This is a genomic window from Kitasatospora herbaricolor (genome assembly GCF_030813695.1).
GTDB classification, from domain to species: Bacteria; Actinomycetota; Actinomycetes; order Streptomycetales; family Streptomycetaceae; genus Kitasatospora; species Kitasatospora herbaricolor.
The window spans coordinates 8,601,385-8,621,845 of sequence record NZ_JAUSVA010000002.1 but is presented as its reverse complement, the minus strand read 5'-3'; the positions used below and the strand labels follow the sequence as shown (position 1 = coordinate 8,621,845).

Below are 20,461 nucleotides of genomic sequence, written 5' to 3'. Positions count from 1 at the left end.
ACTACTGTCGGCGGGCCTGACGTTGGTAGTGGCCGCTCCGCGCACGGGCCAAGATCAGGATCTGCTGCTGGTACTAGGTCCACCATGAGATCGGGTACAGGTTTCATGGCACCGTCCTCCTGCGGTGCCCTAGCGTCGTGCCATGACGATCCCAGCTGAACTGAGACGCACGGTCCTCCGGGCGCAGCGGGACACCGGCTTTCTTGCCGCCGGTGTGCTGCCGCACCTGGCGCTGGTGCCCGTGTGGGCCTGGGCGGCGGCGACTACCGCCAGGACGGGGAACTGGCTCCTTACGGTTTCCGTGTCGGCCGCCCTGGTCCTGCTCGGCACCCCGGTGCTGACGGCCGTTCAGCGGGCTCGCTACCGGGTGCTCATCGGTGTGGACGTCCCCCGGCTCACCCCCACCGCGCCGGAACGACGGACGTGGGCCTCGACCGCCCGGTGGCTCGCGGCGACGCGGCCTTGGCGCAGGATCGGCTACCACCTCCTGCTGGGCCCGCTGCTCGCGCTGCTGGAACTGCTGGTGCTCGCGGTGGCGGCGGCGTGCCTGGCGGGCGCCATCGCCTACGCCTGGTCATGGGCGCTGCCAACCGGAATCCGCCAGCACTGGTTCGGCTACCTGACCCAGCTGCCGGCTTGCACGGCGGCCGGACTCCTCCTCCTGTGCGCCCTGCCCTGGACCGCGCGGGCCGTAGCCCGGGCCGAGGCGCGGCTGGCGTTGGGCCTGCTCGGGCCCAGCCGGGCGCAGCGGCTCCAGGAGCGGGTCGATCAGCTGGCCGTGAGCCGGACCGACTTGATCGAGGCCGTCGACGCGGAGCGCCGCCGGATCGAGCGCGACCTGCACGACGGCACCCAGCAGCGGTTGGTGTCTCTGGCGGTCAACCTGGGTCTGGCCATGGCCACCCGTCCGGACCTGCCGAGCGATGCCCGCGAGGTGATCGCGAGAGCGCACCTGGAGGCGAAGGAGGCGATCGCCGAACTCAACGACCTGGTGCGGGGGCTGCACCCGGCCGTGCTCGAGGACCGGGGTCTGGACGCGGCGTTGTCCGGGCTGGCCGCCCGCACGCCCCTGCCGGTGCGGCTGCGGGTCGATCTGGAGGAGCGGGTGGCGCCCGACGTGGAGTCGGTCGCGTACTTCGTGATCTCCGAGGCGCTGACCAATGCAACGAAGCACGCCGACGCGACGCGCGCGGAGGTGATGGTCCGTCAGGTCGGGGAGCTGTTGCGACTACGCGTGACCGACGACGGGCTGGGCGGTGCGGACGCCGCCGCCGGCACGGGGCTGACCGGGCTGTCCAAGCGGGTCGGCTCCCTCGACGGGGCCTTCCACGTCAGCAGCCCCGCCGGCGGGCCCACCACCATCACCGCGGAGCTGCCGTGCGCGCGGTGATCGCCGAGGATTCGGTGTTGTTGCGGGTCGGCCTGATCAAGGTGCTGGAGATGGGCGGGTTCCAGGTCGTCGCGGAAGCCGGCGACGCGCGGGGGCTGTTGGCGGCGGTGGCGGAGCACCGGCCCGAACTCGCCCTGATCGACGTCAGGATGCCGCCCGGCTTCACCGACGAGGGGGTGCGGGCGGCGATGGAGATCCGTCGGTGCTGGCCGGGGACGCCGGTGGTGCTGCTGTCGCAGTACGTGGAGGAGCGGTACGCGGCCGACCTGCTGTCCGCGAACACCAGCGGTGTGGGCTACCTGCTCAAGCAGCGGGTCGCCGATGTCGCCGACTTCGTGGCGGCGGTCCGGCGAGTGGCGGACGGGGGCACGGCCCTGGACCCGCAGGTCGTCGCCCAGTTGCTGCTGCGGCGCGACAGCGACCCGCTCGCGCGGCTGACCCCGCGCGAACGGGAGGTGCTCGGCCTGATGGCCGAGGGGCGCTCCAATGCCGGCATCGCGCAGGCGCTGGTGGTCAGCGAGAGCGCCGTGGCGAAGCACATCAACAACATCTTCGGCAAGCTCGACCTGCCCGTGGCCGACGCGGACCACCGCCGCGTCCTGGCCGTGCTGCGGTTCCTCGGAGCGTCCCGGTCCTGACCTTCCCATCCGTGATCACGATCTACGGCCGGCGTACCGGAACCCTCCGCGGGGGACGCGGGCGAACGGGGCCCGAGGCGGCCGACCGGGCCTCCGACGGCCACGCCTGCCCCCCGGTCCGAGGTCAGATGACGGCGTAGCGGTGCAGCGCGAACTTCAACGCGTCCGGCTCCACATGGATCCCCCCGCTGAACGGGTGGTTCATGGCCGACAGCAGGGTCAGCACGCCGGCCAGGAGCAACCCCAACCCGCCGATCCCGACGATCCCCGGCCACTTGAGGTCGTGGATCTGGAGCGCCGAGGCGGCCACCAGGAGTACCGCGGAGAGGATCAGGCCGATCCAGAGATAGTCGGGGACTTCCTGGGAGACCGCCAGCATCCGTGCCCGCCGGGCGTCGCCCACCTCGCGGAGGGCCACCAACGAGTCCCGTGCGAAGGTCTGTTCCTGCTTGGACTCGCCGGCCGAATCCTGCAGCACGCGCCGCAGATCGTCGTACTGCTCCTGGGCCCGGACGCTGCTCCCGCCCTCGGCCATCGCCGGCCATTCCTCGTCGATCACCGTCATCGTGTACTGGCGAGTCATTTCGCGGACCTGATCGCGGACGGATTGCGACAGGGGGCGCGTCGCCCAGTAGAGATTGACCAGGCTGGCGCCCTCGTTGCTGACCTCGTCGGCGGCTTTGCTCAGACTCGTGCCGGCGGTGACGATGGAGAGCGCCAGGATGAAGGCGAACAAGGTCCTGTTGAGCGTCGCGAAGTGTTCGAGGCCGTCCTTCAGGGTGGATCCCTCGCGCCAGTGCCGAGGAACGTAGCGGACCATGAGGATCAGAAGGAGGATCGAGGCGCCGGCACAGCCTGCGGCCACGGCGATGGAAGCCAATCTCATCCGCCCATTTGATCTCACCTCTCCACGTATACCGAAACGGGTGGTGGTAGATCCATCCCAATGAGTGCACGGGATGGCCGAGGTTCACCGATGCAGCATGTTCGGCTGATATGACCGCCGCCTGTCGGAGCTCCGGGAATCCGGCAGGAATTCACCGTTCGGAACGGCCCGAAGCCGCATTCCTCACATACGGCCGGCGAGTGTCACAAATCGGTGGCCCGTCGGTGCCGGGGCTCGTAGATGCCGACCTCGCCACCGCCCGGCAGCCGGAGCCTGGTCAGTCGGCCCCAGCGCTGCTCGGTGACCGGTTGCGTGAACTCCACGCCCTTCGCGGTCAGCGTCCGCATGGTGGCCTCCAGGTCGTCGCACATCAGAAAGAGCTCCTGGCCCTCCGGCCCGGTGGTGGGGTGGACCGCGACCTCGGCCGGCGGGAGCTTGAAGATCAGCCAACCGCCTCCCGCGTCGACGTGTGGATACTCCAGCACGTTCCTGAAGAAGGCGCGGTCCGCTTCCGCGTCACGGCTGTGGACGACGATGTGAGCACCGTTGATCATGCGCCCAGGGTAGGGGCTGGCGGCCACGCCGGCCCGGGACACACCGGACGGCGGCAACGGCCCCGCCACTTGCCGAACGGGGCCCGGGGGTCACGCCGACGAGGCGAGCTTTCCCCGCACCCACTCCGGATCCGGGTTGACGTACGCCCGGCCTGCCACCACCACGGTCGGGACGGTCTCGTTGCCGTCGTTGGCCGCTCGCACCACCGCCGCCCCGGCCGGATCGCTCCAGATGTCGACCCAGTGCACCCCGCCGGCGCCGCGGCCCAGCCGGAACCGCAGGCGCAGGCAGTACTTGCAGCCCGCCCGCCAGTAGACGACCGGTCGACCGTCCACCGCGCTCCGGCGCTGCGCCTCCAACGCTCCGACCGGACGCGGGAAGGCCAACGGCGAGTGCAGCCCTGCGATCAGGACGAACACCAGGAGCACGGCGGCGGCGACTCCTGGGGACCCGTCGACGACCAGCCCGGCCGCGAGGAGTGCACCGCCGGCCGCGAACGATACGGGCAAGGTCCAGGCGCGCTTCATGGTGGCGCAGACTACCGGTTGATCAGGTCGGGCGGGAGACCGGCCGCCCCGGGAGCAGGTCCGGTGCGCCGCGCTGCCGGCCTGTCCGGCTGCGGCGGAGCGCCTTCGCGCGCCGTCAGGACGACATGATGAAGCGCAGGGCGAGGCCGGAGGCCGTCATCCAGTACGTGACACGGCCACCGTCGTCGACGGTCAGGGAGTCGATGCCGGGCATCCCGGCGCGGATCGACTCGCCCACGTGGCTGCCGAGCCTGGGGCCCTGGAGGGTGAGGGAGACGTACTTCGCCTCGTAGGTGTCCCGGTGGCCGCCGCTGACGAGCAGGGCGGCGTACGCCTTCTCACCCGGCGCGAGGGAGGCGAGCGCCTTGGGGTCGCTGTCCTCGATCACGGCGACCGGTGCCTGGGCGTCGGCGCCCATCTGTACGTAGGGGTAGTTGTAGAGGTTGCACTTCCTGGTGCCGACGTTGGTGACGGTGAGCAGCAGGTGCCTGACCTGCCGGCCCTTCTCGTCCTCGTTCGTGGCGGAGAGCGAGAGGTCGCCCTTGGCGCAGGCGGCGGTGCTCCCGTCGGCGCGGCCCGTGCCCCCGGTGCTGCCGGCACCGGCGGTGGGTGTCGCCGGAGCCGTCGCACCGGGCCTGGCCGGGGCCGTGGAGGTGGGCACCGCCGGGGTCGTGGTGGCGGGCTGCGGCGTCGCCGTGCTGCTCGGCCGGTCCGAGGGCCTGGGGTCGTCGGTGCTCGGCCCGCACGCCGTGGCCGCGAGCAGCGCGGTGCAGGCCGCGGCCCCGAGCGTGTAGGACTTCCAGCCTCTGCGGCTGCGGTGGTTCCTGCCGTTGGCAGTGTTCATGGTGTCCCCCGTGGACAGCTGTTCGTGCCGGTTCCGACCTTCGCCGGCGAGGTGAGGCTTCCCTCAACAGGCCTTCTCCATAGGCCTGTTACAGAATGCGTACCGAAGGCGGGCGGTTGCGGTACACACCGGCTCGACACCGCCGGGACGGGCGGCCCCTGCGAGCCACCTGGTGGGCGGCCGGCCCGGCGACCGGGCGGACGCCGGGCCGTCGGGGTTGTCGGTGCAGGCTGCGAGGATGCGGCCATGAGCGATGGGTCCGCAGCAGTCAGCGACTACTGGAACGCGGCGGCGCCGTCGTTCGACGACGCCCCCGACCACGGGCTGAGGTCCGGGCCCACCCGCGCCGCCTGGACACGGCGGCTCGCGGCATGGATGCCGTCCCCGCCGGTCGACGTGCTCGACGCCGGCTGCGGCACGGGCTCGCTCTCCGTGCTGCTGGCGCGGGCCGGGCATCGAGTGACGGGCGTGGACCTGGCACCCGGGATGGTCGAGCGGGCCAGGGGGAAGCTGGCGGAGGCGGGCCTGCCGGCGCGCTTCCTGGTCGGTGACGCTGCCGTGCCGCCCACCGGCCACGAGACCTTCGACGTCGTTCTGTCCCGTCACCTGCTCTGGACGCTGCCCGACCCCGGGGCCGCCGTCCGGGAGTGGGTCTCGCGGCTTCGGCCCGGCGGCCGGCTGGTGCTGGTCGAGGGTCGGTGGCGCGAATCCGCTCCGGGCGAGGTGCCGTACGCGGTGGGGGCCGACCGGTTTCCGTGGGGCCGTGGGGTCGGCGCGCACGAGCTGGCGGCCGTCGTCCGGCCGTTGGTCGCCGGCGTGAGGATCGAACCGCTCAGCACGGACGACGACCTGTGGGGCGGCCCGGTCGACGACGAGCGGTACGCCCTGATCGCCCGGCTCTGAAGCACCCCGGCGGGCACCGGGCCAGGCCGGGGAGCCTGCGGCGGCCAGGCCCCGGGGGCGTGCGGCGCGGCAGCGCCCGGGCCCGGTCACTCCTGCGCCGTCGCCGCGGGGGACGGCCTGGCGAGGGTACAGACGCCGTCCTCGCACCGGCGCTCCAGCCGTCCGCGGGAGACGGTCTGCGCCAGGCCGACCATCCAGCAGGTGGGGCAGCCGCGGAAGGCGATCAGGGCCAGCGGGGCCGCCAGCAGCGCGACCGGGCCGACCACGGGCACCATCGCGATGGCGCCGCCGACCAGCCCGAAGCCGATCGCGCCGCGGGCCAGATGACGCGGGACGGAGGCGCTGGCGAAGTCCCGCTCGGGCACGGCCGACGGTACGGCGGCCCGCGCCTTCGCCGCCGGATCGGGCAAACCACCGTGCGGACCGGTCGGGGTCTTCAGGGTGTTCACGGTCGGGGTTCTCCTTCGGCCGGTCGGTCGAGGGTTCGATCGGGCGCACGGTCGGTGGCCGCCAACGCGTGACGCAGGGCCGCGCGGGCCCGGTGCAGCCGCGACTTCGTCGCGGCGTCGCTCAGGCCGAGCGCACGGGCGACGGCCTTGCCCGGCAGACCCTGGACGTCCCGCATGACCAGGACCTGCCGCTGGTCGAGTGGGAGCGCGGCGACCGCGGCCGCGATCCGCTCCACCTCCAGCCGGCGCAGCACCGCCTCCTCGGCGGACCGTTCCGCGGACGCCTCAGGTCCGGCCGCCGCACCGTCGCTCCGCGAGGCCGGCAGCCGGACCCGCCGCAGGCATTCGTTGCGCACGATCCGGAACATCCAGGAGGCGAGTGCGCCGGTGGCCCGCAGGGTGCCGATCTTCCGGTAGAGGATGATCAGCGCCTCCTGCGCCGCGTCCTCCGCGTCCTCCGGCGAGGCGCACAGCGACCGGGCGAACTTGCGGACATGGGGCTGCGATTCCATGACGACGGTGGTGAGCGAGGTGACGTCGCCGTTCTGGGCCGCCTTGATCAGCCGCTCGTCCGGCCACCGGAAGCGCAGGTTCATGTGCTCCTCCGCTCCGCCCGGCGGCCCGCGCGGGCGCCGGTCATCGCCGGCCCCGGTAGCGCCGCATCAGGTGCAGGCTGCACGCGCCCACGAGCAGGGCTCCGACCACTACCAGACCAATGATCATCATCAGTTCCTCCCGGTTCCGCCGGCCCGTCCGGCCGGTGCACGGATAAGAGGCGGGGAGGTCCGCGAAGGATTCACCTCCGGCGGGAATTCTCCCCGAAGCACCCGGACGGACGGCCGTGGGCCACGCTGGGTGCCGCTTCGACGGGCCCGGACGGCCGGGTCCGTCCCCATCCGTGCGGGATGTCCCGCCCGCGCACCCGGGCTGCGGTCCGGACTGTCCGAGCGCTGGTTCAGACTGAAGCCGGAACACATTCCGGACGGAGGACGGTTTTCATGGTTGAACGGCCCTTGACACTGATGGCGGTGCACGCCCACCCCGACGACGAGGCCACCGGGACGGGGGGTGTCCTCGCCCGCTACGCGGCGGAGGGGATCCGTACGGTCCTGGTGACCTGTACCGACGGCGGTTGCGGCGACGGTCCGGGCGGGGTGAAGCCGGGCGAGCCCGGGCACGACCCGGCGGCCGTCGTCGCGATGCGTCGCCAGGAGCTCGTGTCGAGTTGCGAGGTCCTCGGGATCGGTCATCTGGAGCTGCTGGAGTACGCAGACTCCGGAATGATGGGCTGGGCCGCCAACGAGGCCCCGGGGGCGTTCTGGCAGACCCCCGTGGAGGAGGGCGCCGCCCGCCTGGCCGAGTTGCTGCGGCAGTACCGGCCCGACGTGGTGGTGACGTACGACGAGAACGGGTTCTACGGCCACCCCGACCACATCCAGGCGAACCGCATCACGATGGCGGCCCTGGCGATGACCGGGATGACCCCGAAGGTGTACTGGACGACGGCGCCGCGCTCGACGATCCGGCGGTTCGGGGAGGTCATGCGCGAGTTCGGCGCGGACTGGGAGGAGCCGGATCCGGCGGAGGCCGCCGCGATGGCCGAGATCGGACTGCCGGACGAGGAGATCACCACCTGGGTGGACGCCACCGAGTTCGGCGGCCAGAAGTTCGACGCGCTGGCCGCGCACGCCAGCCAGGGCGAGAACATCTTCTTCCTGAAGATGGGCAAGGAGAGGTTCACCGAGCTGATGGGGGTGGAGACCTTCGTGCGGGTCCAGGACACCACCGGCGCGGCCCTGCCGGAGAACGACCTCTTCGCCGGGCTGCGCTGACCCGCGGGCCGGAGCCGGAGCCGGATGCGATGTGAGCGGGCCCGCGGGCGACCGGGCCCGCTCACGTCCGGCCCCGGCCTCTCCCGTACAGCGGCTCGAAACCTGCACGGCCCCCGGCGGTCACCGGAGGGCCGCTCCCCCACGACATCCGCGCAATCGGCGCAGACCGGCAACGCTGTCAGGCACCCCGCCGGGGTGCCGCGCACGACCTGGTGCCCGGCCGTCGACCCGGCCGCGGAGCTGCGACAACTCCCTTGTCCTCGGGCGGAAGAGACGCCTTCTCACCTGTCGACTACCCGTCAAAGAATAGGTTTGACCGATGGTATGATCATCGCGCTTGCGGAGCGGCAGGCTCACCCGGCAACAGCAGGGGCTTCAGCAGTCAGCCGTCAGTTCGCCCGAAGAGAGTCTTATGACGAAATACACAGCGAACCCAGTGCTTTGGGGTCTTGCCCTCATCCTTGTGGCCGCGGTCGCCGTCGTCGTCCGCCAACGCAAGGCGGCCCAGGCGTTGCGGCAGGAACTCGCCGGGCTCAGAGATCACTACTCCGATCTTGAGAACCACTATACGCAGTCCGTCGAGGCAGCCCATGAGCAGGCCGACGAGGCGACGAAGACCGTACTGAAGTCCGCGATGCGGACGCTGCAGGGTCTCGCCGCCGAGCAGCAGCTGATCCTCTCCCGGCTGCAGAGCAAGTACGGCGAGTCGGTCATCCTCCAGGACCTGCTGGAGGTCGACCACACCAACTCGCAGTTCGGGCGCCGCGCCCAGTCCATCGCCGTGCTCTGCGGCGGCTGGCTGGGACGTCACCGCGACACCGCCTCGGTCTACGACGTGGTGCGCAGCGCGCAGGGCCGCATCCGGCACTTCCGGCGCGTGGAGATCCTGTCCCAGGTGGACTTCGGCGTCTCCAGCCGGGCCGTGGAGCCGGTCGCGCTCGCCCTCGCCGAGCTGCTCGACAACGCCACCAGCTACTCCAGCCCGGACACCGTCGTCGAGATCAACATCCGGACCGTTCCCAAGGGTGTGGTCATCGTCGTGGACGACGCCGGCGTCGGCATGAACGACGAGGAGCGGGCCCGCGCAGAGAAGCTGCTGAGCAGCGAGCGGGTCTCGGGCGTCGCGGGACTCGGCAATCCGCCGCAGTTCGGCCTCGCGGTGATCGGCGTGCTCAGCGAGCGCTTCGACTTCGAGGTGTCCGTGGACTCCTCCTCCCCCTACGGAGGGGTGCGCGCGGTGCTCCTGCTGCCGCACGAGCTGCTCACCGGCATGCCCGACAAGAGAGTTCCCGCCCCGACCAGGGCACCCGCCCCGGTCGCCGCTCCGAGCGTGACCGAGCCCGAGCCGGCCCTCACCTCGACCGCCGACGGGCTGCCCCTGCGGCGGCGCAAGCGGCCGATGGCCATCGTGCCGCCCAACGCGCCCACCCCGGCCGCCTCGGGCCGCTCCGACTCGCAGACCGCGGCGATCATGGGCGCTTTCCAGCGGGGTACCCGGTCCGGCCGGGCCACACATCCGGACGCGAACCAGACGACCAGCACATCTGGTGCAAGCAGTGAAGGGCCTGAGTTCTCGTGAACGACGATCTGTCATGGATGCTCGACAGTGCCCTGGAGATTCCCGGGGCCCTGCACGCGGTCCTGATCTCCGCCGACGGTCTCCTGATGGCCCGGACGAAGGACTTCGACAAGGACAACGCGGACCGGGTCGCCGCCGCGATGAGCGGCGTCCAGTCGCTCAGCCGCTCGCTCGCGTTCTTCGCCGACAACCCCGGCCAGCGCTGGCAGCAGACCCTGGTCGAGTTCGACGGCGGCTGGGTGTTCCTGATCTCCGCGGGTGAGGGCGCCTACCTCGGCGTCTCCGCCTCCCAGGACATCGACATGCAGGACATCACCTTCCGGATGCAGCAGCTCGTCGGCCAGCTGGGCAAGTTCCTGGCCGCGCCGCCGCGCGAGAACCTGGGGGCCTTCCAGTGACGTCCTCCGAGGAGTTCGAGCTCTCCGACGCCGGCTTAGTCCGGGCGTACGTCATCACCAAGGGCCGCGGTCTGCCCGACGACGACCAGCTCTCGCTGATCACGCTGCTCACCGCGGCGCCGGAGCAGGGCCAGCGGGCTCCGCGCCTGTCCCCGGAGGAGGAGCGGCTGCTGGACATCTGCTCCGCCGGCTACCTCTCGGTCGCCGAGATCGCGGGGCACACCCGCCTGCCGCTGGGCGTGGTGCGGATCGTGCTGGCCGGGCTCACCGAAGGCGGCCACCTGGTCACCCGCCCGCCGGTCCCGCGCGCACGCAAGGCGGACCGGGCGATCCTGGAGGAGGTGCTCAATGGTCTCTACACCAAGTTCGGCTGACCGACAGCGCCTGGACGAGCGGGACTACGTCCACGGCGGGGAGACCCAGACGGCCGTCAAGATCCTCGTGGTCGGCCACTTCGCGGTGGGCAAGACCACGTTCATCGGCTCGATCTCCGAGATCGAGCCGCTGTCCACCGAGGAGACGATGACCCGGGCGGCGGAGAGCGTCGACGACCTGAAGGGCGTCAAGGGCAAGACCACCACGACGGTGGCCATGGACTTCGGCCGGCTGACCATCAGCGACCGGGTGGTCCTCTACCTCTTCGGCACCCCCGGCCAGCTGCGCTTCGTCCAGCTCTGGGAGGACATGGCCCGCGGCGCGCTCGGCGCGCTGATCCTCGTCGACCCCGAGCGGCTCGCCGACTCCTTCGCCGTGATCGACCTCATCGAGCAGTACGGCCTCGACTACGCGATCGCGGTGAACCACTTCGACGGCAACCCGCAGCGTGCCGAGGCCGCGCTGCGGGAGGCGCTCGACCTCCTCGACGACACCCCCGTCGTCACCTGCGACGCGCGCGACGAGAAGTCGTCGGCCGCCGCACTCACCACACTGGTCCGCTTTTTGCTGGACCGTGCCAGCTAGGAGCCACAACCCGACATGGACGCTCGATCCTCCGCCCCGGTGCCCCCGCCCGGCTGCCCCGCCCACGGAGCCGGCGGCCGAGTGCCGCTGTACGGGCCGGAGTTCGCGGCAGACCCGCAGGCCTACTACTCCTACCTGCGCAGTTACGGGCCGGCCGCGCCGGTCGAACTCGCTCCCGGGGTGGAGGCCACGCTCGTCACCGACTACTCCGCCGCGCTGCAGCTGCTGCAGGACTCCGCCTCCTTCCGCAAGGACGCACGCCGCTGGCGGGCGTTCAACGAGGGGCACGTCGCTCCGGACAGCCCGGTCGTGCCGCTGCTGGCCTACCGGCCGAACGCGATGTTCAGCGACGGCGCCGAGCACCTGAGGCTGCGACAGGCCATCACCGACAGCATGGCCCGCATCGACACCCGCCGGCTGAGCCGTACCACCGAGCAGGTGTCCAACTACCTGATCGCCCAGTTCGGCTACCGCGGTTCGGTCGACGTGGTCGGGAACTACGCCCGGCAGCTGCCGCTGTTCGTGTTCAACGAACTCTTCGGCTGCCCCGCCGACATCGGCGACCGGATCCTGTTCGGCATCTCCGGGATGTTCGACGGTGTGAACGCCGAGAAGGCGGCCGAGGTGCTGTTCGGCGCGGTGGGCGAGCTGGTGGCCCTCAAGCGGGCCAGGCCCGGTGACGACGTCACCTCGTGGCTGATGCAGCACGAGGCCAAGCTGACGGACGAGGAGATGGTCCACCAGCTCGCCCTGCTGCTGGCGGGCGGCACGGAACCGCTGTGCAACCTGATCGGGAACACGCTGTTCCGGCTGCTCACCCATGACGAGTACGCGCACACGGGCGGCCTGATCGACAAGGCCATCGACGACACGCTGTGGGAGAACCCGCCCATGGCCAACCTCGCGCCGCACTACCCGGCCGTCGACATGGAGTTCGCCGGACGGCAGCTGACCGCGGGCGAACTCGTGCTGGTCAGCTTCGCCGCCGCCAACAGCAGCCCGATCCTGCGGGCCGAGCGGCAGGCGAGCAGCCGGGCCCACCTGGCGTGGAGCGCGGGCCCGCACGCCTGCCCGTCCAAGGACCCCGCCCGGCAGATCTCGGTGACCGCCATCGAGAACCTGCTCAACGAGCTCCCCGACATCGCCCTCGCGGTGCCGGAGGAGAGCCTCACCTGGCGGCCCGGGCCCTTCAGCCGGGGCCTGTCCGCGCTGCCCACCCGGTTCACCCCGGTGCAGCCCGCACGGCGGCCCGCCGAGCCGGCCCGCCAGGAGGCGACCGTCCACGCCGAGCGCAGCACCCAGGCGCAGCCGGCCCCCGAACGGGCCGGACGGTGGAGCCAGTTCCTCAACTGGCTCACGAAGTGACGTAGGCAACATCCTCCTGAATCCCTCGTTCCGCATGAAGGTTCGATGTGAGGGGTATTCAGCAGCGCGGTAGCCCCCGCGCCGTTGATCAAGAACAGGAGGGCGTCATGGAGCACGTTTCCGCCGATGCCGACTTGAGCCGACCCCCAGCAGCGTCACACCCTCCGATACCCGCCCGAACGGGCGGGTATCTCCTTGTCCCCACCGGTCTCGGGCAGGGAGGCCGGTGATCGACGTCCGGCACAGATCCCCCAGGGGCCTGCTCCCCGCGGCGCCCGCCTCCCCCGCCCTGCCCGCCGCCGGCACGCTCGGCGCCCACACGGCCGGCCAGTTGCTCCGGCTGTGCGAGGTCGCCGGGCTGAACGCGGCCGACGCCGCCGGCTACGCGCAGGTGCTGACCACGGCGCTGGGCCCGGTCGCCCGACGGCCGCTGGCCCTGCCGGCCCCCAGCCGGTCGTTCCTGTCCGACGACCACACGCCGGTGGAGTTCTCGCTCTCCTTCGAGCCGGGCCGGGCCCCGAGCCTGCGCGTGCTGCTGGAGCCCGGGAACGGCGCCGGCAGCCTGGCCCGCAGCGGGCGGGCCGGGCTCCGGGCCGTCCGGGCGCTCGCCCGGCGCTGGAACTTCTCCACCGAGCGGCTGGACGAGCTGGAGGACCTCTTCTTCCCGCTCTCCCCTCAGGGCCCGCTGGCCCTGTGGTGCGCGCTGGAGTTGCGCCCCGGTGGCGTCCCCCGGGTCAAGGTGTACCTGAACCCCGCGGCCTGCGGCGCGCAGCGCTCGGCCGAGACCGTACGGGAGGCGCTGCGCCGGCTCGGCCACCCGCAGGCCTTCGACGCCCTGCCCGAGTCCGACCGCGTCCTGTTCTTCGCCCTGGACCTCGGCGACTGGGACGTCCCCCGGGTGAAGGTGTACACCGCGCACAACGAGATCTCGGCCTCGTCGGCGGGCCACCTGTCCCGCATGCCTGGCGAGCCCCGGTCCGCCGAGATCGAGGCGTTCTTCCGCACGGCCTCCGGCCTCGACGAGGGCCAGGACACCCTGCTCGACCGCCGGCCCGTCCAGGGCTGCCACGCCTTCACCGAGGCGGCCTCCGGACTTCCGGGCGGCTTCACCCTCTACGTCCCGGTGCGCGACTACGTCCGCCACGACGGGGAGGCCCTGGAGCGGGCGTCGGCCCTGCTGCGAAACTACGGCGCCGACCCGGCCCAGCTCCTCGACTCCGTGGCGGCCGTCACCTCGCGGCGGCCGGAGGACGGTACGGGGCTCATCGCCTACCTGGCGCTCGCCCACCAGGCGGGCCGTCCGCCCCGGGTGACGGTGTACATCTCCTCGGAGGCATACCGGGTGAGGCCGCCGGCCGTGCTGGCGCCGCAGGCCGGCGCCGCGCACTGAGCCGTTCACCGGGACGGTCTCGACCGTAGGGAGCTCTCGTGGATCCTGCGCCCCCACGAGAGCTCCGCGGACCGGCCGCCGGCCCGCCTACGCCTCCTGCAGCTCCCGCAGGTACGAGCCGACGTCCACCTGGACGGAGGAGCCCGTGCTCACCCCGTAGCGCTCGGCGATGCCGCCGAGGTAACCGTCGATCTCCTTGTGCATGACGTCGGCCGGCGGCAGGACGACGTCGCCGGCGACGATCCGCGCCACCCAGCGGGCCTGTGCCTCCACCAGGCGCGTGATGGAGCCCACCGGGCGGATCAGGCCCAGGAAGAGCAGCCCGGGCCGGTCCGGGGCGACGATCCGCCGGTACAGCTCGACCGGCCCCTGCGGGGCGGCCGGACAGCCTGCGGGCAGGAAGGGGAAGGCCATGTGGAATCCGGTGCAGTAGACGATCGCGTCCGCCTCGACCGAAGTCCCGTCGGTGAAGGACACCCGGTCGCCGTGCAGGGCCGCGATCGCGGGCTTGGGGGTCACGGCGCCGTGCCGGATCCGGCTGAGGATCTCGTCCGAGATGGTCACGGCCGAGGAGAAGATCTGGTGGTCGGGCTCGGGCAGGCCGTAGTCCGACAGCCGGCCGCGCGCCACCAGCAGCGCCTCCTCGACGAAGCGCCGCTGCTCCTCGAAGGACTTGCCGGTGAACCACGGCGCCTCGGCGATCAGGTCCACCGACATGCCGTAGAGCTGCTTCGGCACGATGTGGAGGCCGCGCCGGACGGAGATCACCGTCTGCGCGGCGTGCCGCGAGAGGTCCGCGGCGATGTCCACCGCCGACGCCCCGAGCCCGACCACGACCACGCTCTGCCCGGCGAAGTCCCTGCCGTCCAGGTAGTCCATCGAGTGCAGGATCGTTCCGGTGAAGGAGTCGGCGCCCGGCGGCAGGGGGTTCGGCAGGGCCGGGACCGAATGGTGCCCGGACGCGACGATCACCTGGTCGAACCGGCGGACGGCCTCGACGCCTCGGGCGTCGCGGCTGGTGACCGTCCACACCTCGTCGGCCCCCTGGCGGACGTCGACCACCTCGGTGCGCAGCTCGATGTGCGGCAGCAGCCCCGTCGACTCGGCGAAGGACCGCAGGTAGGCGGCGACATCGCTGTGCCGGGGGTAGAGGGGCAGCCAGGACGGCATCGGGAAGCCGGCGTACTCGGTCAGCTGGCGGGCGCTGTTCAGGTGCAGGGCCCGGTAGGCGGGGCCCGGCTCACCGGCGCCCGGCATGCGCCAGATGCCGCCGACGTCCGGTGCCTTCTCCAGGCAGACGAAGTCGATCCCCCGCTCCCTGAGCGCGTGTGCGGCAGCCATGCCCGAGAGACCCGCGCCTATCACGCACACGCTCAACGTTTGCCTCCACAGGCGCCCGGCGAGAAGTTCTCGCTCCGATTCGGATCTTGACTGCCCAGCATATTCACGGTTCACACCGGTGACGAGGGCCGGTCCACAGGCCCGCTCCGGCCCCGGCCGGCTGCTCACGGTGGCCCACCGCGGCTCACCGGGCCGGCGGTCGTTGGGGCAACCGGTCGACATCGGCCGGCCGGCCGGGGAGCCACCACGGCCGGCGGCGGGCCTTCACCTAATCTGCCGGCACCGATGCCTCGTCACGAAACGGAGATTCCCGTGCCTTCTCGACTCAATCCGTACATCAGCTTCGACGGCGACGCCCGGCCGGCCATGGAGTTCTACAAGGGGATCTTCGGCGGCACCCTGTCGCTGAACACCTTCGGCGACTTCGGCCAGAAGGACGCCCCGTTCGCCGACAAGATCATGCACAGCATGCTCGAAACCGACCAGGGCTTCACGCTGATGGCCTCGGACCTCCCGCCGGGGATGGAGTACAAGCCCGGGAACAACATCACGGTGAGCCTGAGCGGGGACGACGCCGACGAACTGCGCGGCTTCTGGGCCGAGCTCTCCGGCCAGGGCGTGGTCTCCGTCCCGCTGGAGAAGCAGATGTGGGGCGACGTCTTCGGCATGTGCACGGACCGGTTCGGCATCACCTGGCTGGTCAACATCAGCGAGCAGGCGGCCTGACCGGCCGGGGTGCCCGGGCGGCCGCCCCCGGCTCGCCGTCCGGGCGCCCCGGACCGTCCGGCGCACCCGCCCCGGGTCGGGACGCGGGCTACGTCGCCGCGGGCGGGACCTCCCGCGGCGCGTCGTACAGCCGCACGTCGCGCGCGGTGGTCAGCGGCATCAGCCGGGCCAGGCCGATCGCCCGGAAGTGCTCGGAGTCACGGTGCGCCGCGAACGCGGCGGGGTCGGCGTACCTCTCGATGCTCACGTACCGCTCGGGCGACTCCTCCGAGCGGAACACCTCGTAGGAGAGGCAGCCCGGCTCCGCGCGGCACGCGGCAGCGAACTCGTGCAGGACCTGGCCGAACTCGACGGCGTTCTCCGGGCTGCAGGACACATCGGCGACGACAAGCACGTGCGGATCCATGCCGCCCACCCTATGTCCCACCGCGGCCGACGGTACGTCAGTCGGCCGAGCGAACCCGCGCGGACGGGCCCCGCGGACAGGCCGGAGCGGACAGGCCGGAGCGAACGGGCCGGCGCGGACGGGCCCGGCCGTCGTGCGTCGGCCGGGCCCGCGGATGCCGGGCGACGCCGTCCCTACGGGCAGCCCGTGACGGTGTCGCCGGGGTCGACGGTGCAGGTGTCGAACCCGCTGCCGCCGTTGGCCCCGTCGTTGCCGGCCACGCCGTCGACGGCGTTCAGCTGGTCGTTGTCGTTGCCGCCCGTCAAGCTGTCGCTGCCCGGGCCGCCGTTGAGCGTGTCGGCGCCGCCGGACCCGTTCAGGGTGTCGTTGCCGGTCCCGCCGTAGAGGGTGTCGTTCCCGCTGCCGCCGTCCACCGTGTCGTTCCCGGAGCCGGCGTAGACGATGTCGTTGCCCCCGCCCGCGCTGACCATGTCGTTGCCGCCGAGCGAGCAGATCACGTTGTTGCCGCTGGTGCCGAACAGGTTGTCGGCCCCGCTGGTGCCGATGATCGTGCAGCCGTGGGCGTTGTTGACCGTGGTGGTCGCCGTGGCGCTGTTGTCGGCCGGCACCGGGTCGGGCTGGGCCGCGCCGACCGTGGCACGGTCGGAGAGCGTCCCGGTGGCGGTGGGTTCGACCACCACGGTGACGGTGACGCTCGCCCCCGGTGCGAGGGTGCCGAGGGCGCAGCCGGCCCCGGCGGCGGAGGTGGTGCAGGTCCCCTGGCCGGGGGTGGCCGACAACAGGACGGCGGGCCCGGTGAGGGTGTCCGACAGGGTGACGGCGGTGGCCGGCAGGGTGCTGCTGGTGTTGGTCACCGTCACGGTGTACGAGGCCTGGTCGCCGAGACTGACGGTGGCCGGCCCCGACTTGGTGACCGTCAGGTTCACGTCGGTGGGCACGGGCGCGCCGCCACCGCCCTCGTAGCGGGCGAGCGCGAAGTCGTTGTCGGTCAGCCCGGCCGCGACGATCCGGCCGTCGGCCTGCACCGCGACCCCGTGGGCCTGGTCGAACCCGCCGAAGTCGGTGAGCACCCGCCCACCGGTGCCGAACCCGGTGTCCAGCCCGCCGACGGTGTTGTACCGGGCCAGGACGAAGTTGCTGCTGCCGCCCGTGGCGCCGGACCCGGCGGCGACGATCCGGCCGTCACCCTGCACCGCCACCGCCTGGGCGTTCTCGGACCCGCCGAAGTCGGTGGTCACCCGCCCACCGGTGCCGAACCCGGTGTCGGGAGCCCCGGCGGAGGTGTAGCGGGCCAGCGCGAAGTCGTTGCCGCTCACCCCGGCGGCGACGATCCGGCCGTCCGCCTGCACCGCCACGCCGTTGGCGGACTCGAAGGCCCCGAAGGACGTGGTCACCCGGCCGCCGGTGCCGAAGCCGCCGTCCAGCCCACCCGTGCCGGTGTATCGGGCCAGCGCGAAGTCGTAGTTGCCGACGTTGTTCCCGGTGTAGCCGGCCGCGACGATCCGGCCGTCCGCCTGCACCGCCACCCCGTGGACGGCGCCCGCGCCGCCGGCGAAGTCGGTGAGCACCGTGCCGCCGGTGCCGAAGCCGGCGTCCGGGCTGCCGTCGGTGTTGTACCGGGCCAGCGCGAAGTCACCACCGTTCAGACCCGCCGCGACGACCTTGTTGTCCGCCTGCACCGCCACCGCGAAGGCCTCGTTGATGCCGCCGCTGCCGAAGTCCGTGATCACCTTGCCGCCGGTGCCGAAACCGGTGTCCAGGCTGCCGTCGGCGTTGTAGCGCACCACGCTGAAGAAGTTGCCGCCGGCGCTCGACTCGCTGACGCCCACGGCGACGATCCGGCCGTCCGCCTGGACGGCCACCCCGTTGGCCGCGTCGCCGCCGCCGTCGAAGTCCGTCGTCACCCGGCCGCCGGTGCCGAACCCCGCGTCCAGGCTGCCGTCCGTGTTGTACCGGGCCAGCGCGAAGTCACCGTCCCTGACGCCGGCGGCGACGATCCGGCCGTCCGCCTGAACGGCCAGCGCCCGCGCCTCGTCCCCGCTCCCGCCGAAGTCCGTCGTCACCCTGCCACCGGTGCCGAACCCCGGGTCCAGGTCGCCCGGCGCGGCCCAGGCGACACCGGGCAGGGCCAGCAGCAGCGCCGCGCCCGCGGCGCCCGCCACCCCGGCCCGGCAGAGGCCCGAGCGGCCTCGACAGCCGGCGGCCCGCCCGGACTCCGGTCTTGAATCAGAACTGAACAGGGACATCGGGCCCACGCTGCCTCTCGTCGTCATGGCTTCGGTCGGCGCACCGGGTGACCACCGGCGGCGGCGCCCCGCGCCGGGGCAGCCTCCCGCCGCCCGGGCCGTCGGGCGTCCAGCCAAAGCTTCCGGGCCCGATGCGCGGCGGAGCCCCGACGCCCTGCGCACACTGCGCCCAGTGGCGGGCGGGATCCACCCTCAGGGGTGAGGCCCCCGCCGGACGGCGACCGGCTCCCGTCAGCGGCTCGCGTCAGCGGCCCCGGCAGCAGCTTTCGGGGGCCCGACGACGGCGGGGCCCGCGCAGGGCGCCCCCGCCCCTCGGGGTCACGCTCACACGGGCGGGAGCAGCAGGCCGAACACCGTGTCGGCGACCACCGCGAAGTCCCCGCGTTCCAGCACCTTCCGGTCGTCGAAGGCGGTTCGCAGGGCGCACACCGTGACGGCTGCTTCGGCCTCGTCCGGCATGACGGGCCCGTCGGCCGATGACGGGGAGAGGTCAGTCACGGCCGGCTCCTTCGGTCGTACGGTCCTGCGGGGCGGGCACCGCGCCGGCGGGCGCGCTCCACTCGGCGAGCTGGACGCCGATGCCGTTGGGGTCGGTGAGCCCGAGCGTCCACGCACCCCACGGCTGCAGGGCCAGCGGCGCGGTCACCGTCACCCCCTCCGCGACCAGGCGGGCCGCCTCCGCGGCGATCCCGGTCACGGCGAAGGACACGAAGCCGTCGAGCGGCGGTCCGGGGGCCACCGCGGTGTCCGACGTGACCAGCATGATGTCGGCGGCGCCGTCGGCCCGTTCGAGCTGGATGAGGTCGTCGGTGCGGAGCAGTTCCCGGAACCCGAGGTGCTCGGTGAAGAAGCGGCTGGAGGCGGCCGGGTCGCCGACCGCCAGGGCCACCGTGGTGGACGTGATGTTCATGCCGTTCAGCCTGGTCCCGGCGGCCGGCGCGAACAACGACGGTTCTCGCAACGTTCGTTAACCCGGGTGTTCACGATGGCGGCCCCGGGCGGACGACGCGGTCAGAAGCGGAACGCGCCGAGGTCGCGGACGGTGGCGGCGAGGGCCCGGACGAGGTCGTTCTCGGCCTCGGTGCGCCACACCAGGACGAAGGACAGGGGCGGGAGGCCCCGGATCGGCAGCCAGCGGACGTTGGGCATGCCCCAGTACCGGGTGACGTGGCTGGGGAAGGGCTGGATGATCTCGCCCATGGTGACCATGTCGATCAGTTCGGCGGAGTCCGCGACCTGGTGAACGCGCTCGATCGGACGGCCTCGCGGGGTGGTGAAGGGCATGTAGCCCTCCTCCCAGTAGTCCAGTCCGATCCGGCCGGTGGCGTTCGGGAAGTCGGCGAGCTCCTCCAGCGCGACGGTGGACCGCCCGGCCAGGGGGTGGTCCTCCGACACGGCGAGGATGCGCGGATCGGTGAAGAGGGTCGGGCCGACCGTCAGATCGGGCTCCTCGACGGGCAGCCAGGCGACGAAGACGTCGCACTCGCCGGCGCGCAGCTTGCCGAACGGATCCTCCAGGCTCGACAGCCGGACCTGCAACTCCCACCGCGGGTGGCGTTCGCGGAAGGTCTTCCAGTAGACGTGCAGGTCCACGACGTTGAACGGCATCATCAGGACGCGCAGCCGCCCGCTGACCCCCTGGGCGGCCATCCGGGCGCGCTCCAGCGACTCCTGCAGGCCCAGATAGCACGGCCGCAGGTCGTCCCGGAGTTGCCGGCCGACCTCGGTCAGCCGCACGGTGCGGCTGGTGCGCTCGAACAGCATCGCCCCGACGCTGCGCTCCTGCTTCCTGATGGCCTGGCTGACCCGGGCCGGGGTGACGCGCAGTCGCTCGGCGGTCCGGCCGAAGTGCAGTTCCTCGGCCAGCGCCAAGAAGATCTCGATGTCCCGAAGCTCCATCAGCATCCCCCGACGTCTCAGTGACGATCTTCCGATCGTCCGAACGCGGCGCATTCTACGATGGCCTCAGCCGCACAAGATCATCGAAGACCGGGCGGGCGGCACCCGCTCCGGGGCCGTCGCCGAC

23 protein-coding genes are annotated in these 20,461 nt (G+C 72.3%); 11 read left to right on the top strand and 12 right to left on the bottom strand.

Going from position 1 to position 20,461, the window contains the following annotated elements:
• Positions 1–142: 142 nt before the first annotated feature.
• Together J2S46_RS37255 and J2S46_RS37250 are read left to right on the top strand one after the other, a co-directional pair.
• Positions 143–1,390 (top strand): sensor histidine kinase, encoded by a 1,248-nt coding sequence (locus J2S46_RS37255; protein WP_191292944.1) that lies wholly within the window; start codon positions 143–145, stop codon positions 1,388–1,390.
• On the top strand, positions 1,378–2,028 hold the full coding sequence (locus J2S46_RS37250; RefSeq protein WP_191292945.1) for a response regulator: 651 nt from the start codon (positions 1,378–1,380) through the stop codon (positions 2,026–2,028). The genes J2S46_RS37255 and J2S46_RS37250 overlap by 13 nt, the downstream gene beginning before the upstream one ends.
• A 124-nt stretch (positions 2,029–2,152) precedes the next feature.
• Here the strand turns inward: J2S46_RS37250 and J2S46_RS37245 are convergent, their stop codons facing one another.
• The 4 genes from J2S46_RS37245 to J2S46_RS37230 all read right to left on the bottom strand — a co-directional run bounded on the left by J2S46_RS37245 (position 2,153) and on the right by J2S46_RS37230 (position 4,840).
• Positions 2,153–2,914, bottom strand: coding sequence for a bestrophin-like domain (locus J2S46_RS37245; RefSeq protein WP_191292946.1), 762 nt, complete (start codon positions 2,912–2,914; stop codon positions 2,153–2,155).
• 203 nt (positions 2,915–3,117) lie between these two features.
• Complete coding sequence (locus tag J2S46_RS37240; RefSeq protein WP_191292947.1) at positions 3,118–3,468, bottom strand: VOC family protein; 351 nt, start codon at positions 3,466–3,468, stop codon at positions 3,118–3,120.
• A gap of 90 nt (positions 3,469–3,558) precedes the next feature.
• Positions 3,559–3,996: a glutaredoxin domain-containing protein gene (locus J2S46_RS37235; RefSeq protein ID WP_191292948.1), complete on the bottom strand. Its 438-nt coding sequence runs from the start codon at positions 3,994–3,996 to the stop codon at positions 3,559–3,561.
• A 115-nt stretch (positions 3,997–4,111) separates the two neighbouring features.
• The gene (locus J2S46_RS37230) at positions 4,112–4,840 is read right to left on the bottom strand and encodes a DUF4232 domain-containing protein (protein ID WP_191292949.1); all 729 of its coding nucleotides are present in this window, start codon (positions 4,838–4,840) and stop codon (positions 4,112–4,114) included.
• Between the two features lie 246 nt (positions 4,841–5,086).
• On the opposite strand from J2S46_RS37230, the gene J2S46_RS37225 reads away from it, so the two are divergent.
• A complete protein-coding gene (locus J2S46_RS37225) occupies positions 5,087–5,743 on the top strand; it encodes a class I SAM-dependent methyltransferase (protein ID WP_191292950.1) in 657 nt (218 codons plus the stop codon).
• Positions 5,744–5,829: 86 nt separating this feature from the next.
• Here the strand turns inward: J2S46_RS37225 and J2S46_RS37220 are convergent, their stop codons facing one another.
• Entirely contained in the window at positions 5,830–6,153 is a 324-nt protein-coding gene (locus tag J2S46_RS37220; RefSeq protein WP_191292998.1) for a hypothetical protein, read from the bottom strand.
• A gap of 35 nt (positions 6,154–6,188) precedes the next feature.
• Positions 6,189–6,788: an RNA polymerase sigma factor gene (locus J2S46_RS37215; protein ID WP_191292951.1), complete on the bottom strand. Its 600-nt coding sequence runs from the start codon at positions 6,786–6,788 to the stop codon at positions 6,189–6,191.
• A 402-nt stretch (positions 6,789–7,190) separates the two neighbouring features.
• On the opposite strand from J2S46_RS37215, the gene J2S46_RS37210 reads away from it, so the two are divergent.
• From J2S46_RS37210 to J2S46_RS37180, 7 genes are all read left to right on the top strand, one after another.
• Positions 7,191–8,024, top strand: a complete 834-nt coding sequence (locus J2S46_RS37210) for a PIG-L family deacetylase (RefSeq protein WP_191292952.1) — start codon at positions 7,191–7,193, stop codon at positions 8,022–8,024.
• A gap of 412 nt (positions 8,025–8,436) precedes the next feature.
• Positions 8,437–9,603, top strand: a complete 1,167-nt coding sequence (locus J2S46_RS37205; RefSeq protein WP_191292953.1) for an ATP-binding protein — start codon at positions 8,437–8,439, stop codon at positions 9,601–9,603.
• The gene (locus J2S46_RS37200) at positions 9,600–10,001 is read left to right on the top strand and encodes a roadblock/LC7 domain-containing protein (protein WP_073928441.1); all 402 of its coding nucleotides are present in this window, start codon (positions 9,600–9,602) and stop codon (positions 9,999–10,001) included. Before J2S46_RS37205 ends, J2S46_RS37200 begins: the two co-directional genes overlap by 4 nt.
• Positions 9,998–10,375, top strand: coding sequence for a DUF742 domain-containing protein (locus J2S46_RS37195; RefSeq protein ID WP_191292954.1), 378 nt, complete (start codon positions 9,998–10,000; stop codon positions 10,373–10,375). Before J2S46_RS37200 ends, J2S46_RS37195 begins: the two co-directional genes overlap by 4 nt.
• Complete coding sequence (locus tag J2S46_RS37190; RefSeq protein ID WP_191292955.1) at positions 10,350–10,961, top strand: GTP-binding protein; 612 nt, start codon at positions 10,350–10,352, stop codon at positions 10,959–10,961. Before J2S46_RS37195 ends, J2S46_RS37190 begins: the two co-directional genes overlap by 26 nt.
• Positions 10,962–10,976: 15 nt before the next feature.
• Positions 10,977–12,326, top strand: a complete 1,350-nt coding sequence (locus J2S46_RS37185; RefSeq protein WP_191292956.1) for a cytochrome P450 — start codon at positions 10,977–10,979, stop codon at positions 12,324–12,326.
• A 226-nt stretch (positions 12,327–12,552) separates the two neighbouring features.
• Positions 12,553–13,716, top strand: coding sequence for a tryptophan dimethylallyltransferase family protein (locus J2S46_RS37180; protein ID WP_229913180.1), 1,164 nt, complete (start codon positions 12,553–12,555; stop codon positions 13,714–13,716).
• Between the two features lie 87 nt (positions 13,717–13,803).
• Here the strand turns inward: J2S46_RS37180 and J2S46_RS37175 are convergent, their stop codons facing one another.
• Positions 13,804–15,081 carry a flavin-containing monooxygenase gene (locus tag J2S46_RS37175; protein ID WP_503129181.1) on the bottom strand — a complete coding sequence of 426 codons (1,278 nt, stop codon included), beginning with the start codon at positions 15,079–15,081 and terminating at the stop codon, positions 13,804–13,806.
• A gap of 288 nt (positions 15,082–15,369) precedes the next feature.
• On the opposite strand from J2S46_RS37175, the gene J2S46_RS37170 reads away from it, so the two are divergent.
• On the top strand, positions 15,370–15,783 hold the full coding sequence (locus J2S46_RS37170; RefSeq protein ID WP_191292958.1) for a VOC family protein: 414 nt from the start codon (positions 15,370–15,372) through the stop codon (positions 15,781–15,783).
• An 88-nt stretch (positions 15,784–15,871) separates the two neighbouring features.
• Here the strand turns inward: J2S46_RS37170 and J2S46_RS37165 are convergent, their stop codons facing one another.
• The 5 genes from J2S46_RS37165 to J2S46_RS37145 form a co-directional block, all read right to left on the bottom strand.
• Complete coding sequence (locus J2S46_RS37165; protein WP_191292959.1) at positions 15,872–16,189, bottom strand: putative quinol monooxygenase; 318 nt, start codon at positions 16,187–16,189, stop codon at positions 15,872–15,874.
• A gap of 173 nt (positions 16,190–16,362) precedes the next feature.
• Complete coding sequence (locus J2S46_RS37160) at positions 16,363–18,435, bottom strand: DUF11 domain-containing protein (RefSeq protein ID WP_191292960.1); 2,073 nt, start codon at positions 18,433–18,435, stop codon at positions 16,363–16,365.
• 324 nt (positions 18,436–18,759) lie between these two features.
• Positions 18,760–18,933 carry a hypothetical protein gene (locus tag J2S46_RS37155; protein WP_191292961.1) on the bottom strand — a complete coding sequence of 58 codons (174 nt, stop codon included), beginning with the start codon at positions 18,931–18,933 and terminating at the stop codon, positions 18,760–18,762.
• On the bottom strand, positions 18,926–19,345 hold the full coding sequence (locus J2S46_RS37150; RefSeq protein ID WP_191292962.1) for a VOC family protein: 420 nt from the start codon (positions 19,343–19,345) through the stop codon (positions 18,926–18,928). The genes J2S46_RS37155 and J2S46_RS37150 overlap by 8 nt, the downstream gene beginning before the upstream one ends.
• A 101-nt stretch (positions 19,346–19,446) precedes the next feature.
• Complete coding sequence (locus tag J2S46_RS37145) at positions 19,447–20,334, bottom strand: LysR family transcriptional regulator (protein ID WP_191292963.1); 888 nt, start codon at positions 20,332–20,334, stop codon at positions 19,447–19,449.
• Positions 20,335–20,461 lie beyond the last annotated feature (127 nt).

Coding starts and splice junctions, on each gene's coding strand:
- J2S46_RS37255 (WP_191292944.1), top strand. CDS start 143: ATGACGATCCCAGCTGAACTGAGACGCACGGTCCTCCGGGCGCAGCGG.
- J2S46_RS37245 (WP_191292946.1), bottom strand. CDS start 2,914: ATGAGATTGGCTTCCATCGCCGTGGCCGCAGGCTGTGCCGGCGCCTCG.
- J2S46_RS37240 (WP_191292947.1), bottom strand. CDS start 3,468: ATGATCAACGGTGCTCACATCGTCGTCCACAGCCGTGACGCGGAAGCG.
- J2S46_RS37235 (WP_191292948.1), bottom strand. CDS start 3,996: ATGAAGCGCGCCTGGACCTTGCCCGTATCGTTCGCGGCCGGCGGTGCA.
- J2S46_RS37230 (WP_191292949.1), bottom strand. CDS start 4,840: ATGAACACTGCCAACGGCAGGAACCACCGCAGCCGCAGAGGCTGGAAG.
- J2S46_RS37225 (WP_191292950.1), top strand. CDS start 5,087: ATGAGCGATGGGTCCGCAGCAGTCAGCGACTACTGGAACGCGGCGGCG.
- J2S46_RS37215 (WP_191292951.1), bottom strand. CDS start 6,788: ATGAACCTGCGCTTCCGGTGGCCGGACGAGCGGCTGATCAAGGCGGCC.
- J2S46_RS37210 (WP_191292952.1), top strand. CDS start 7,191: ATGGTTGAACGGCCCTTGACACTGATGGCGGTGCACGCCCACCCCGAC.
- J2S46_RS37205 (WP_191292953.1), top strand. CDS start 8,437: ATGACGAAATACACAGCGAACCCAGTGCTTTGGGGTCTTGCCCTCATC.
- J2S46_RS37190 (WP_191292955.1), top strand. CDS start 10,350: ATGGTCTCTACACCAAGTTCGGCTGACCGACAGCGCCTGGACGAGCGG.
- J2S46_RS37185 (WP_191292956.1), top strand. CDS start 10,977: ATGGACGCTCGATCCTCCGCCCCGGTGCCCCCGCCCGGCTGCCCCGCC.
- J2S46_RS37165 (WP_191292959.1), bottom strand. CDS start 16,189: ATGGATCCGCACGTGCTTGTCGTCGCCGATGTGTCCTGCAGCCCGGAG.
- J2S46_RS37160 (WP_191292960.1), bottom strand. CDS start 18,435: ATGTCCCTGTTCAGTTCTGATTCAAGACCGGAGTCCGGGCGGGCCGCC.
- J2S46_RS37150 (WP_191292962.1), bottom strand. CDS start 19,345: ATGAACATCACGTCCACCACGGTGGCCCTGGCGGTCGGCGACCCGGCC.
- J2S46_RS37145 (WP_191292963.1), bottom strand. CDS start 20,334: ATGGAGCTTCGGGACATCGAGATCTTCTTGGCGCTGGCCGAGGAACTG.